This is a genomic window from Robinsoniella sp. RHS (assembly GCF_001029355.1).
GTDB classification, from domain to species: Bacteria; Bacillota; Clostridia; order Lachnospirales; family Lachnospiraceae; genus Robinsoniella; species Robinsoniella peoriensis.
Map to the genome: position 1 here is coordinate 88,404 of NZ_JNGB01000011.1, position 14,206 is coordinate 102,609.

Here is a 14,206-nt window from a genome sequence, read left to right on the forward strand (position 1 = left end):
AAATTATACATCCTTGTTCACCGTCTCCATTATTTTTTCTAATATTTTTTTGCTTTTCTCCAAATATGCTAACTTGAATTCAGCTAATGTTTCAAACCAACTTGCAACATCATGAAACCCTTCACTATGAGCAATATAGGCAAAACTCTGATACATATCATTTGCCTCTTTTTCAAGTGAAACCGATATGGCCTGGAAATTATTCTTCGTTTCACCTATCGGTATATCATTAAAAGGTTCGCTTACCGTCCGGATATAGTCCAGACTTCCATGTGAATTATTCACACCATACTCAGCCAAATTCTCAAGAAAATCAACCGCATGATCATGTCCTTCAATTTTAGCGATTATTGAGTAGAATAGATATGCGTGTGATTTACTGCTTTCATTTTCAAAAGCCTCCAATAAATTACGAAATGTTTGTGAGTTTTTCAATTCATTCATTGTTTATTTCTCCAACTCTATTTCTGAATTGTTTTCGATTTAAATATCTTTTTAGCACCAGAATCCATTAGTAAAGTGCCTTTTTCCACCATTTCCTTTTTCCCATATTTATCCAGCGTGTAATTTTCAGCTCCCGGTGCCAGAAATGGACCTGCCGAAGAAAATTCCTTCCGCCAATCTTGACCGGCATAGTCAATATTTTCTTTTGAACCATTATCCGGATTTGGATCATAATAATTAAAATACTCGGGAAAGTGTTTAAAATCCATGACCGGCCCAGGGCAATAAGAATCATAAACTCTCTTATATGTTTCTCTTAATTTTTTTTCATTCAATTGTGTAATATTTATAAATTCATCTTGATGAAGCGCTTGTTCTGTCGAAAGCCAGTGCAAATGGTCAACCTCACTCTTGAGCAAACCCTTCTTAAGATTTTCATTGTAATAGGGTGTTCCCGGTAATAGTGCTAAATATTTGACTCTAGTCACATTTCGGTACTTTTCCGCAAATTCAGCCATATGGTCAAGTGACTCTTCCGTCTCACCCGGCAGGCCGACAATGAGAAGGGCGCCAAACCTTATTCCTGATTCTTCGGTTAACTCCAATGCTTTTAACGTAATATTTTCCGAGTTACCTTTTCTACATAACTGAAGAGCTGATACATCCAGGGATTCAACACCATATAAGATAATATCGCATCCGCTTTCTTTCATCGCTTTCAATCTTTCTGCATCGACATCAGCACAACGAGTCAAACAAGCCCACCTGATATCATACTTTTTAATAATATTGCAGATCTCAATTGTCTGATCTTTTATTGCCGTAAATGTCAAGTCTGAAAACATAATAAATTCAATCTTATATTTTTCCTTTAGCCATTTCATATCTTCATCAAATTTTTCCAGGGACTTCGTCGCGACAATAGGTGTTGTCCGGTAACAGAAGGAACAATCCATCTTACACCCACGACTGTAGGAAGCGATTATCTGTGGCTGAAGACCCATTGTTGATTTATACTGCGGCCATAATTCAAGACGCATTCTTGGCAGGCAATCTAAGTTTAACATCTGACCACGAGGCTTGTTGGTTATCACTTGATTCTTACCATTTCTATACCATATTCCTTTGATATTACTCAGGCTATCCTTAATATTCAAATCATTTTTTGTAAGATAATCCATTAATTCAAGAAAGGTAAGCTCACCTTCAGAAATAACAGCTACATCTAATTTTGTATATTCAAAGAAAGTCTTTGTGGCCGATGTTACTAGAGACCCTCCACAGATGACCGGCATTGCAGGATTTGTTTCTTTAACTTTATTAATCAAGTCTTTCACGAACGGAAAATTATCCTCAAAAGTCGAAATGCCCAAAACATCTGTACCTTTCATAATCTCATCATGGCAAGTTTGCAGCGGATCTTTCTCATAACGAACATCTATGATTCTTACCGGGTAACCTGCATTAAACAAAACTGTACTAATATAGGTTAATCCTTCGTAAGGTGTTGTCAAAAAGAATTCCCAGCCTCTTGGCATCGTAAAAGGCGATGGACCAACGATCAAAGAAATTCTTGGCTTAGAGCTATCTGTCGGGCAAGGATTTTTATCCTGCTGAGACATTAATTGCATTAACTTCTTATCAACCTCATCACTGGCGACGTGATAGAGATCGTCTGATAAAGCATGTGTCTTTTCCATTTCATACCTCCTCGTATTGTTTTTTTGTTCCTCTTGTGATACCAAAAAGCATATCGTCAGTAATGTCATCCTTTAGAAATTTAACTTTATGAATATTCTTAAAGTTTTCACTGCCATTCTGATATGCTTCTTTTATTTGATTGATATTATGCTGACCAATAGCACCATGATAAATCCATTGATTGACTGATTCTTTTGAAATATAATCATAATTGACAACATCTTTAAAATTATACTTCTGCAAAACATCTGGAATCGTATTTGGCATAAAGAAATTCTTTCTTGCTGGATTTCTGAGCTTCTGAATATTAAAAGCTTCTTTTTTGTCTTCGTCAGAATATGCCACCAAATGACACAATACAGTTCTTCCTCCCGGCTTTAAAACGCGATATATTTCCGGGATAACTTTATCTAAATCCATAAACTGTAAGCCTTGCCGGCAAACAATGACGTCAAAAGTATTATCATAAAACGGCATCTCTTCTGCTGACGAAATCACTAATTCATTATAAAGAATCTTTCCTTTGTCAATCATTGGCTGGCTTATGTCAATCCCGATCAACTTATTAACTTTTCCGGAAAATACTTCTGCTATTTTTCCAGTTCCGGTAGCAACATCAAGAACCGCGGATTCCTTTGTTGGCTCAGCTAAATCAAACATCTTCTCAATCAACAATTTATCCTTAACCCAGTTTGAAGATGTATTATACTTTGCCGCTCTCTGATTAAAATGTAAACCAATATCCATATCATCTCCTCTTATCTTGTAAAATTTTCATCATCTTCTTTGTAGCGTCTTCTTCAATCTCTGAGTTTTCTACTATCTGGTCATATATTTTCTTTTTTAGCCGGTTGATTGCATCTTCTTGTTTTAGGTAGCCTAGCTTGGTAAGCTGCCCAAACACAAGGTTCCATTTGTCACTGAGCTGAACCATTACCTTAACCATTGGTTCTAATTCTTTGACGGAAAACTCTTTGATTATATATTCAAGAAACCATGAAAAGTTTAAACGGCTGAACGTTATATATTTCATTTTCTCTAAAATTTGATATGAGCCAGCACTATCTTGGATTTTCATTTCCTCAATAATATCATTTGATTGGAGTATTTCTTTTGCAAACTCCCGCATCATTTGGTAAGAACTTTTATTATACTTATTTTCATAGTTCCCACTTATTCCTTTTTTGAGAATATCTTCCCAAACTGAAGCAATATTAACCGTTGGTTCAACAAGTCTTATTGTATAGTGCCAGTTATAAGATTGTTCAACTTCATTGAAAGGTAACTTCTTAATTTCAACAGAGAAATACGGATCAATGACTAAAAAACTTTCACTTTCTTCATCCACGCCGACAATTAAGCAAAAATGCATTACTTTATGTTTTAGGTAATAATATGTCCAATGAGCATTGTACCCATCAAATGTTAAAACTATCGGATTGCCCAGTGCTAATTCTGAGTCGACGATACTTTTAAAATCCAGGAACTCCGGACGTTTGTCAATAATCACATCTAGCCCGTGATATTTTATTAACTCTTCTGGAAATAAATCTGAAGAAAAATCCCAACTCATTCTTTCATAGAAGGATTTTCCTTCTTCTTCATTGAATGGTTCAAATCCAAAAAATAAACATCCTGCAAAATTAAGTTGATAATCTCTTTTATAATAAATAGCTGCATTTATAATCGGTCCCATAAAACAATAGCCCGTTTTTGTTTCGACATTCTTAATATCAATATTAACCATCTAATCACTTCCTCCACTAATAAATACTAATTAATCATAATCTTTTTCAAGTTAATGATATGTTCTCTTATCCCTGGGAAACTATATAAAGGGCTGACACATAGTTCATCAAGAGATAAAACCCCTGCGAGGTATAGATTTAGTGTGTCCCATGGTGTATAGCATTTCCTGCACTCACGGATCTTGTTTCCCGAGTTTAACAATACTCTATAAATTTTATCATTTCCGATCTTTTTGACAGTTAAAAGCTTATCTTCACTTAGTAAACTGCCCAGGGACGTAAACCAGTAATTCGGGCAGGGCGTCACCGTACCGTCATCAAAGGTCCCTATCGTCATCCCGGGAATAAAACACGGCAAGTCCCTATGTCCATTTCTAAGGAAACGGAGGAGATAATCCAGATAGACCTTTGGAGCCATAATCTTCTCATAATGATCATAATTATCGATTAACTCTTCTATTCCCGATAATTGTTCCGGTATTGGATAGAACAAATCTCTATTTGCCCCTCTGACAGGGAATGGGAAAAGCATGACGTGGCTATGATCATATTTTAATAAATAATCTGCAAACTCATGAATCCTTGATGTGTTTTTATCGGTTAATACACAATTAATTTCCAGCGGGATTCCATGGTCGGCAATATTGTCAATACTGTGCAGGATTTTTTCTAGCGCACTGACTTTTCCAGTCCTATATACGTTTCCTTCAAGGGTATGGTGATCGATTGAAAGCTGTATGCATACATTTCCAATATTTTTGAGTTCCCGTAGTATTTTATCACTCAACAGTAAACCATTAGTCAGGATTTGAACTGCTTTATACTTGTTAGCTTGACACCTGATGTACTCTGTAATTTCATTTATCATGAACAGTTCACCACCACTCACTTTTAAAATGGCAACGTCAAAATTGTCGGTGATCATGTTTGAAACCCCGTCGATATTCTCTTTCAGCTGAATATCTTTTAAGTAATTCATGGCTTTATTCGAATTAGAAGTTTCACTTTTATGTTTTTCCTTTAATTGACTGGTACCGGTCAAACAATAAGCACAATTCATATTACAATTTTCTTCAGCAATCACAAAGTCATTCACTAAATACTTAGGAGTTGGTCTGTCATCCTCAAAACTATTGATGATTGCATCATCTAACTCACTCATCGTATTTACTAAATAATCCGGACATTCTATTTCAAGGATATCCTTATTACCTTCTCCCCAGGTAACTGCTATACTTTTTACCTCAGCCCTTTTAGCACTAAGGATATCGTTCTTCGCATCCCCTATCATCACTGCATTTTCAGGTATAGCTTCAATATTACTTAAGGCCAGAAGCAAACTATCCGGATAAGGTTTGGGGTTGATTACGTCATCAGAACATACAATAACATCAAATAGCTTAAGTAAATCCAGCTTGTCAAGAATTTCAACAGTTCGATCCCTTTCCTTGCCTGTACATATCGCTAAATTAAACCCTTGCCGCTTTAGTTTTACAATAAGCTCTTTGATACCCTTATATACTTTGATTAGTTCGATATTCTTACGGCTTATTTTTCGGTAAGGCTCAATCATATCCAGAGGTAAGGACATTTTCTGAAATATATTACTTATCGAATTCCCGCTATGACTTAAAAATTCTTCAAATGAAGGTTTGCTGTCATCTCCAACAATGATTCGATAACTTTCAAACAGTGCCTGCTTCTGCACCTCAGAAGAGTTTATTACGACTCCATCCAGATCGAAAATAACTACTTTATTCAATTTCTCTGACCTCCTTTTAGGATGTTTTATGGTTAAAAGTATAAATTCTTATGGGTTGATATTCTCTGAATTTTCTTAATTGCTTCAGCGATTTCTTCAATATCCAATTCATCTCCCAGCAAGGTATTATGCGGCAGCCAGATAACCTCTTCAGCGATTTTATCTGCATTCACATGTTGGTCAGATACTCCATCAGTGTGTGCACTGATATGATTTCTGAAGTTATTTTCTTTATAAAAGGCGGCATTGCTAATCACCGGATACGCAATAAAGGATGGAATCCCTTCGGCTATCAGGCAGTCTACAAACTCCTGCCTGCTTATCCCGTTAAAATACTCCGGGTTATAATAAAACATATACATGTAATGAGGATTCAGGTTTGCTTCTATATTCCTGGTCTGGGGAATAATCCCGGGAACATTGGCAAGCAGACGGTCAAGAGCCGCAGCATTTCTCTCCCTTCTGATATTAAAATCTTCCAGCCGCTCTAACTGTGCTATCAGTATAGCCCCTTGAACTTCATTCATTCTATAATTTGAGCCAAGTACAACATGTGCATATACCCTGTCCCCCTGTGGTCTTCCGACGCCATGGATGAGATAAGCCTGATCATACAGTTCTTTGCTGTTGGTTAAGATAGCCCCTCCTTCACCACAAGTGACCAGTTTACCATTCTGAAAACTAAATGTCGCAAAGTCACCAAAAGTACCAATCTTTCGACCTTTCCATTCGGCTCCATGGGCATGGGCTGCGTCTTCAATAACCCTTAAATTGTGCTTTTGTGCAATCCGGCAGATTGAATCCATATCACAGGAATGTCCGGCCATATGCACCGGAATAACCGCCTTTGTTCTTGGTGTTATTGCTTTCTCAAATGCTGCCGGGTCTAAACAAAATGTGCCGGGATCAACATCTGCCATTACCGGTGTGGCATTACAATAAATGACTGCCACAGCAGTTGAAATAAATGTAAATGCCGGGATGATGACTTCATCCCCGGCCCCGATTCCCAGCGCCGAAAGTGCCAGTTCGATAGCATGTGTACCGTTTGTTAACCCCAAACAGTACTTCGCATTATGCATTTGGGCAAATTTCTGTTCAAACTCCTCCACCCTGTTCCCATTCATTCTCCACCATTTTCTACTTCTTAGAACCTCTGTAACCAATTCATATTCCCTGTCATCAGAATATGGCCACCCCGGAAAAGGGTTAGTTTTTACTGGTTTACCCCCGTCTATTGCCAACTGTTCCATCGCTTAACCTCCAATTATTCATTATTTTTATTATCATTAATATAATTCACAATACCCCGTAGACTAAGTTCATAAGAAAAGCCCTTCATACCAGAAATAAACCCGATCGCTTTAGGTGAAAAAATGGATTCACTGTGCCATTTTTCCCGGGAAAATATATTGGACAAGTGCACCTCAATAAAAGGTATATCAATTGCTGTCAAAGCCTCCAAAATTGCATATCCGGATTTTGTATACGCTGCCGGATTAATCATAATCCCATCAAGCGTAAACCTATTTTCCTGAATAAAATCTACGATTTGTCCTTCGTGATTCGATTGGTATAACAAGATATCGACTAATAACTCATCGGCAAGACTTTTGATCTGTTTTTCAATATCTGGCAAAGTTTCTTTTCCATAAAACTGTTGTTCCCTGGTTCCTAAAAGATTAATATTTGGTCCATTTATCAGCGCTATTGCTATTCTTTTAGGGGCAATTTCATTCACATTCACTTTATCTATCCTCCCAGCGCTTCATATCATTATGATTATATCTTTGGTAAACAAGATTTAATGCCCCGATGACACCACTATCGTCACCTAAATCTGCTGCGTTTACCAAGACGTCTCTTTTAAACTGCTCCATATATAAGTCAAGCCCGCTCCGAATTGGCGACAGTAATATCTCACCGGCCCGGGCAACACCGCCACCGATAACAATCAGCGGTATATCCAGTAGCATAACTAAATTTGAAAGCATCCATGATAGATATTGGCCGGCATACTCAAAAATCTGAATTGCTACTTCATCACCATTTTGAGCTAATTCGGCCACTTTATTAAAATCTTTTATTTGATCCGTTTCAAACCCTAACGGACTTACCGAATTGATGTACTTTTTATATAATGCCGGACCGGATACTAAAGCTTGAAGACAACCAGTAGTTCCGCAAGTACAAAGTGGTCCATCCTCTACGACCCGGATATGTCCAATTTCACCAGCCACACCCCGTGAACCAAGATAAAGGTTGTCATTAAGGATCATTCCACATCCGATCCCTGTACCTATTGTAAGATAAGCAAAATCCGAAAATCCCCTTCCCGCCCCCAGAAGATGTTCCCCGAGTGCCGCTGAATTCGCATCATCCTCCATGATGACCGGAATTTGGAATCTTTCTTCAAGATAGCTTCTAAGTGGAAACGAATCCCATAACCGATTATTCGGCCACTTTGTTATCTGCCCGTTTTCTCTGTTAAAAAGAGCGGCCAAAGATATTCCAATTCCCCATAATTGATTCAGGTTTATTCCCCTCATCTCCAAAAAGTGAATTACCGGCAGATATATATTTTCTTCGATCTCGTCTATGGCAGAGTGCGCTCTCTTAAAGCTAAATCTGAATATGGTACCAATCTTCTCTCCCGTGTGCTTCATTAAGGCAATTCTTATATTCGTACCACCAATGTCCATTCCGATAAAATAATTATTCAGCATCATCACAACCTCGGTACATATTTTTCTAAACCAGGGGCCATCTTATCTTCGCTTTTATACAAGGCTTCGATTATATCTACATTTTTCAAGGCATCCCGCTCCGTTACCGCATGCTGCGCTTTCCCCCTTATCACATTTACAAAAAACCTTGCCATATCATAGAAAGCCAAACTCGTACTATTAATTTCACGGTTAACCGGTATCTCAAAATCCTCTGAATTTCTATCCCGTATTCTTAGGCTGTCCTTGTCCCAAAGCCGGTCATTGCTGAATCCAAACAGAGTTTTTAGCTTTATCTCTCCGTGTGTGCCGGTGATCGTAAAATATGTGCAGTCTGCTTTAACCGGCGCTGACCAACTCAACTCAAATTCTATTGACTTATCGGTCGACAGCTTAATGGTCCCTATGGCGGTATCTTCCACATCTATCGGCATTAGGTTTTTCGCCCCGGTGCTAAACCATTCTGCTCCAGCTTTCAATACTTTTTTACATTCAGTTCTGGTCGATAAAGATACCCCAGTTGGTGAAGCATTTCCAAAAAACATCGAACATATGTCAATCACGTGAGAACCTAAGTCAATCAGTACCCCACCCCCTGAATGCAGCTTGTTCGTAAACCATGTGCCGGGCCGTGGCATACCTGATTTTCTCAACCACCCAGCTTTTACGCTAATAATATCTCCTATTTCATTTTGCGATACCATCTCCCTCATTTTACCTATATCATACCTGAAACGGTTTACAAAGCCAGGTACATAAATTCCATGATTATTTTCTGCTGCCTTAACAACGCTTTGTATTTCCGCTGTAGTTATTGCTGCCGGTTTTTCACATAAAACATGGATTCCTCGCTCAAGTGCCCGGATCGAGTACTCCACATGGGTATCATTGGGCGTGGCAATTACTACTGCATCGATACCCGAATTCAAAAACTCATCATAATGATCATAAATACGACGAATATGGTATTTTGTGGATATGCTCTCGGCTTTGTATCCATCTAAATCAAAAAGTGAGCAGATCTTTACTCCTTCTAAACATCGAAACGCTGGAATATGTGCTTTTTCTGCAATCCAGCCACACCCTGCAATGCCTATCCTGACCGTTTGGTTGCTCATACGCTAAAGCTCTCCTTTAGTTAATCCGTGTCCCCTTGTAACGATATCGTATCTAAAACATACTTAAGCCACGCCGAAACATCCTCGCTTGTATAATTTACTTCAAGAGAATGACTGATATAATCATATTTTCCTTTTTCCATCAGCCCGCCTAACTCTCTAAAATTTTTCCCGTAGATAATAACTTCTAAAGGGTTCCTTTTTGAGCATTCTAAGTTTAACATTTGACATTAATGCATATATATCTAAAACCCTTTTTTCAAAATCTTGAAAACATTGTTCAGCGTGTTCCAGATCGTTATCCACATAGATGATCTTAAAATACTGTTTTGACTCATTAGCTAATTGTTTCCTCAACATTCGGATTTCTTCAAAATATGGTGCCGCTTCATCTGGAAAGAAGCGCTGCAGGCTTAAAACAAGGTACCATAGTAAGGTGATTTCATTTTCACCGATTACGCTCGGCGATTTTCTTAATCTACGGATAAGAAAATCATTGGTATCAGATGCAAACTCATCTATAAAATGATACTTACTTGGTTCAAGATAGTTTGATTTCAAAAGCTTATCCTTGTTTACCGTATCATATATTTGTGTACCCTTATAAACACTTAAGATAGTGGTGTAAAAAAATACCGATTCAATACTGTGTCTGCTTAAAAATTCATAGTTTTGTTTCAAAGTATCTCTTGTTGAGTATGGATTTAACATAATAAAACCCGGTGCAATATCAATACCATGGTTTCTGAATAAATCCACAGAACGGTTGTTATCTGCCAGCGTAGCTCTCTTGTTATATAATAATAAGTCTTGATCGTTTGCCGCCTCAATTCCCATGTTAATATTGTATATTCCAGCTTCCTTCATTAATTTTATAAGAGGTATATCACTTTCATCAAAAGTGTCCGCTCTTATAAAACACCAGAAGCTAAATTTAGTATCATAATCGATTAACATTTTACACAGTTCGGCAATTCTTTTTTTACCTAGGGTTCCCGGATCCTCCAAACTACCGTCCGAGAAGGAAAAACTTCTAATTCCATAGGTTTGGTATAAGGAAACGATTTCATGAAAAACATCTTTTACCTCTCTTCCCTGCCATACCTTTGATTTGTTTTCACGCGAGTAATTATTAAAGCTACAAAAAGTACAATCACCGCAACATCCTTTTGATGCGATGAGTCTGGCACTATGTAATCCGTTCTTGATGCTTAATTCCAAATTATCACGCGCAGGCAAGCAACCGTTAAACAAGTCGGTTACATAAGGCTTTTTCGTGTTCGGATCATCACCCCGTGCTATAATAGCATCATGCTTGATTTCTTTTTTTTCAGATAATGCCTGAACAGCTTCAAGTACTGGGATTTGGCCTTCTCCTAAGACAACAAAATCCATACTAGAACAATCATCTAATATATCAGAAGCGCACGCAGTAGCAAAATAACCTCCTGTGAAGATTTTGCACTTGGGATTATGCTTCTTAATCTCCTTTGCTAATTCGTAAATATACAATGCGTTTGTCTCATACATTGGGAATCCGTATACATCATCTTCTAAGGATATGCCCTTTACTGCATTTTTAATATCGATAAAAACACTGATACCATGCAGCGTAACATCGATTTGGTGCTTTCTTAGATAACTTGCAATTATGCCTATTCCCAAATGCTCAAAATCAACTTTCGTATGGCTGACATAAATTAAGGAAACTTTCATTTTCTTTTATCCTCCTATTCGCAAACATTTACAAATATTCATTGATAGACTACTTTTATCAAACATTCATACAGTTTGTATTTCTTAGAGTAATAGGTTGTGCTCTTCATTGGGGTCCTCCTCCAAATCAAAATACTCTATTTTATCGGAATCCAAATCTACAATAATTTTATAGCGGTTTTTGACAATAAATGATTTTTTACTATTTTCACGGAAATCAGCTTTTCCCATCTGCTTCATTTCCTCAGGGTAAAATGTTTCTGAATACCCTAATAAATTAGGCGATTGTCTACCGAAAGCGACATCTCTTAGTGATATCCCATCAAAATGGTGATCCCCCATATTAATATCCAGCAAGTCTACAATGGTTGGAGTAATATCTATGGTTCGTACCTGTGTATCAACCTGGTTATTCTTTGGTAAATCTTTGTCAATCACCAAAAAAACAACCTTCTGCGTTTGATTATACAGAAGCGTGCCATGTCCGAATTCATCCGGATGTTCGCTTTGCGGACCGGCTTTATCATTCGGATATAATCCCTCGAGATCTTCACCGTGATCTGAAAAACATACGATTGTAGTGTTGTCTAAAAGGTTTTTTGTATCGAGAAAACGCATAAAAGATTCTAAATAATGGAGCACATAGTTAACTTCTCTTTCATATATATTGTCGCCGCCATAGTCTTCTGGTGCCTCATAAGGCCAATGTGCATCAAAGAAGTGCAAAAACAGGAAAAACGGTGTATCCACCTGTGCATCATCCCAGTTCTCGATCCATTTCCTGGCGCTTTTTACTACATAAGGCGCTCTCTTGACCGCTGTTCCTCTTAATTTAACATCTACTGTCTGTAACGCATCCCTGCCATCAGATAGCAAAGGGATCTCATCATCAAAATAATCAAATCCCCGATTAAATCCGTACCATTTATTCATCCCCGGACATGATACAACCCCTCCGGTCCGATAATCATTAGCCTTAAGAATTTCAGCAATTGTGCTCACATCTAGGGTTATTTTCTCTTTAAACAAGTGCCGAATACCATGATGAAAAGGATATAACCCTGTCAAAATCGAAGCATGGCTTACAGGCGTTAAGGGCGAAGCGGAAACTGTATTTAAAAAAACAGTTCCTTTTTCCATAAGCCCTTTAAAAAACGGGGATTGGTTATTATACCCGACGTCAGCTCTAAGTGTATCTAAAGATACTAATAATAAATTCTTTTTCATACTTTTTACATCCATTTCTATCTTATTTTTTATCATTTCTATTTTTTTGAGTTCCAAGAAATTGACCCCTGGAGATATCTCCATTTATAAACTCACGGAATATCCGAATGTTATCATCTTTATATTTTGAATAGAAATATTCTGCCGTTTGAAAATGTTGTTCCTTGAAATCACTTCTATAATGGGTCATATGATATATTTTCGCTGTTTCCAAGTATACGAATTCCTTACCTTTCTGATACAAACGATACCCTAAATCAATATCCTCGCACCCCCATAGTCTTCCATAGTTAGGATCAAATCCTGATATTTCCTCCACCCATTGGCGGCATACCGAGGTATTTGAGCCAGTAAATCCGATCCATTTGAAATCTCCCCCAAAGCTTAGAATTTCCTTCGTCGTTTCTTCCATCATTGTGGTTTTGGATTGTGAAACAATTTTATCATGAAACCTAAACTCTATATCGTTTTCAGAAATACAATAGTCTTTCAATGGGTTCTTTTGTTTATTATTCAATTTCAAATCAGGCCAATAGATCCCTTTGGACGGGTCCATAAAGAACTTTAAGTATGGCAAATTTAAAATCTTCCCATGCACAATAGCTTTTTGCTGTTCTTGTTTATCAGCGTGTTCACTTAGCGTATTCCTTTCAAAAAGCACATCATCGTCCATGAAAAGAAGCAGGTCATACTTAGCAGCTTGAAAACCCCTATTCCGGGCCGCTGCTCTTCCAGAATTTTCAATATGTATTACTTTGAGGTCAAAATTGGGACAATAATTTTGCAAAAATTCTTTGGTGCCATCACTTGAACCATCATCAATGATAATTACTTCATAATCATTTATGGGATATGAAACTATTGATATTGATTTAAGACATAGCTTTAAGCGTTGCATTTTATTGTAGGTCGGCATAATTATACTAATTTTCATCCATGTACCTCCTACTCTTTTGTTTTTTTATCATTATTCCTTGTCTACCCAGTTGCTCTCAGCCAACAAACCATAAACCAACCTATCCGCCGCTGTAAAAAGAGTTTATAATTTGGATATAGTCTTGTGTGGAAAAGAGTTGAAATGCTTCTGTAAACTTTATATTACGTTTCATCGACAGTTTTGCTCTCAGACTGTTCAGCGTAACACTCTTATCCTTAATCTGGTAATAAGCTTCCTGTGATTGATAGCATTCGATGGCCGCCAGCTTTTTATCAAAGGTATCGGAAATATTTATATAACAATCGGGATACAATATCGGTGTCCAGATTTCATACATTGCAATATAGGTGTCATCATCGGCGATAGCATCTTTAATGATCAGGTTAGTGCTTATATGATCTTTGTTAAGATCTAGAAAATAAGGTGTAAAAATCAAATCAGGGCTTGTTTCATCGATGATTTTTTTCATTCTTACTTTTGCCAGGGAGCAATGTTCTAAAAGCTCACCGTCGGGGTAAGACAAGGTCAATATCTCATCAAATCCAATTATTTCTGTAGCCTTTGCGAACTCATTCGCTCGAATATGAGATGTTTCACGGCCTTTCCGGCCACTACTCCCATCCGTCATTAAGACCACCGTAGTTTTTGCCCCTTCCTGGTGTAACCGCGATATAGTTCCGCCGCATCCTAAAGTCTCATCATCCGGGTGAGGTGCTATAACTAAAACGCTTTTTATATTTTTAATCGGAAAAGTATACTTTACTTTGTACTTATTAAGAATGATATTCTTTAAATAATCATAATATTGTTCCATTGAAAGACCCACT

13 protein-coding genes are annotated in these 14,206 nt (G+C 37.5%); all 13 read right to left on the bottom strand.

Annotation, left to right across the window (positions count from 1 at the left end; genetic code table 11):
• Window positions 1–3 precede the first annotated feature (3 nt).
• The 13 genes from RHS_RS05780 to RHS_RS05840 all read right to left on the bottom strand — a co-directional run bounded on the left by RHS_RS05780 (window position 4) and on the right by RHS_RS05840 (window position 14,193).
• Window positions 4–444, bottom strand: coding sequence for a hypothetical protein (locus RHS_RS05780; RefSeq protein ID WP_047832592.1), 441 nt, complete (start codon window positions 442–444; stop codon window positions 4–6).
• Between the two features lie 17 nt (window positions 445–461).
• Entirely contained in the window at window positions 462–2,144 is a 1,683-nt protein-coding gene (locus RHS_RS05785) for a B12-binding domain-containing radical SAM protein (protein WP_047832593.1), read from the bottom strand.
• 1 nt (window position 2,145) lies between these two features.
• Window positions 2,146–2,892: a class I SAM-dependent methyltransferase gene (locus tag RHS_RS05790; protein WP_047832594.1), complete on the bottom strand. Its 747-nt coding sequence runs from the start codon at window positions 2,890–2,892 to the stop codon at window positions 2,146–2,148.
• A gap of 1 nt (window position 2,893) precedes the next feature.
• A complete protein-coding gene (locus tag RHS_RS05795) occupies window positions 2,894–3,892 on the bottom strand; it encodes a hypothetical protein (RefSeq protein ID WP_047832595.1) in 999 nt (332 codons plus the stop codon).
• A gap of 26 nt (window positions 3,893–3,918) precedes the next feature.
• Window positions 3,919–5,655: an HAD-IA family hydrolase gene (locus RHS_RS30300; RefSeq protein WP_395021487.1), complete on the bottom strand. Its 1,737-nt coding sequence runs from the start codon at window positions 5,653–5,655 to the stop codon at window positions 3,919–3,921.
• A 32-nt stretch (window positions 5,656–5,687) separates the two neighbouring features.
• Entirely contained in the window at window positions 5,688–6,908 is a 1,221-nt protein-coding gene (locus tag RHS_RS05805; RefSeq protein WP_047832596.1) for an aminotransferase class I/II-fold pyridoxal phosphate-dependent enzyme, read from the bottom strand.
• A 14-nt stretch (window positions 6,909–6,922) separates the two neighbouring features.
• A complete protein-coding gene (locus tag RHS_RS05810) occupies window positions 6,923–7,402 on the bottom strand; it encodes a type II 3-dehydroquinate dehydratase (protein WP_395021490.1) in 480 nt (159 codons plus the stop codon).
• A gap of 1 nt (window position 7,403) precedes the next feature.
• A complete protein-coding gene (locus RHS_RS05815; protein ID WP_395021492.1) occupies window positions 7,404–8,384 on the bottom strand; it encodes an ROK family protein in 981 nt (326 codons plus the stop codon).
• A complete protein-coding gene (locus RHS_RS05820) occupies window positions 8,384–9,499 on the bottom strand; it encodes a Gfo/Idh/MocA family protein (RefSeq protein ID WP_047832597.1) in 1,116 nt (371 codons plus the stop codon). Before RHS_RS05820 ends, RHS_RS05815 begins: the two co-directional genes overlap by 1 nt.
• A gap of 159 nt (window positions 9,500–9,658) precedes the next feature.
• A complete protein-coding gene (locus RHS_RS05825; RefSeq protein WP_047832598.1) occupies window positions 9,659–11,215 on the bottom strand; it encodes a B12-binding domain-containing radical SAM protein in 1,557 nt (518 codons plus the stop codon).
• Window positions 11,216–11,299: 84 nt separating this feature from the next.
• Window positions 11,300–12,499 (bottom strand): sulfatase, encoded by a 1,200-nt coding sequence (locus RHS_RS05830; protein WP_395021495.1) that lies wholly within the window; start codon window positions 12,497–12,499, stop codon window positions 11,300–11,302.
• Window positions 12,465–13,376 (bottom strand): glycosyltransferase family 2 protein, encoded by a 912-nt coding sequence (locus RHS_RS05835; RefSeq protein ID WP_047832599.1) that lies wholly within the window; start codon window positions 13,374–13,376, stop codon window positions 12,465–12,467. The genes RHS_RS05830 and RHS_RS05835 overlap by 35 nt, the downstream gene beginning before the upstream one ends.
• An 82-nt stretch (window positions 13,377–13,458) precedes the next feature.
• Entirely contained in the window at window positions 13,459–14,193 is a 735-nt protein-coding gene (locus tag RHS_RS05840) for a PIG-L deacetylase family protein (protein ID WP_047832600.1), read from the bottom strand.
• Window positions 14,194–14,206: the final 13 nt, after the last annotated feature.

Excerpts from the sequence above, each read along its gene's own strand:
- RHS_RS05825 (WP_047832598.1), bottom strand. The coding sequence starts at position 11,215 with ATGAAAGTTTCCTTAATTTATGTCAGCCATACGAAAGTTGATTTTGAG.
- RHS_RS05835 (WP_047832599.1), bottom strand. The coding sequence starts at position 13,376 with ATGAAAATTAGTATAATTATGCCGACCTACAATAAAATGCAACGCTTA.
- RHS_RS05840 (WP_047832600.1), bottom strand. The coding sequence starts at position 14,193 with ATGGAACAATATTATGATTATTTAAAGAATATCATTCTTAATAAGTAC.
- RHS_RS05815 (WP_395021492.1), bottom strand. The coding sequence starts at position 8,384 with ATGATGCTGAATAATTATTTTATCGGAATGGACATTGGTGGTACGAAT.
- RHS_RS05790 (WP_047832594.1), bottom strand. The coding sequence starts at position 2,892 with ATGGATATTGGTTTACATTTTAATCAGAGAGCGGCAAAGTATAATACA.
- RHS_RS05820 (WP_047832597.1), bottom strand. The coding sequence starts at position 9,499 with ATGAGCAACCAAACGGTCAGGATAGGCATTGCAGGGTGTGGCTGGATT.
- RHS_RS05795 (WP_047832595.1), bottom strand. The coding sequence starts at position 3,892 with ATGGTTAATATTGATATTAAGAATGTCGAAACAAAAACGGGCTATTGT.
- RHS_RS05780 (WP_047832592.1), bottom strand. The coding sequence starts at position 444 with ATGAATGAATTGAAAAACTCACAAACATTTCGTAATTTATTGGAGGCT.
- RHS_RS05805 (WP_047832596.1), bottom strand. The coding sequence starts at position 6,908 with ATGGAACAGTTGGCAATAGACGGGGGTAAACCAGTAAAAACTAACCCT.
- RHS_RS05785 (WP_047832593.1), bottom strand. The coding sequence starts at position 2,144 with ATGGAAAAGACACATGCTTTATCAGACGATCTCTATCACGTCGCCAGT.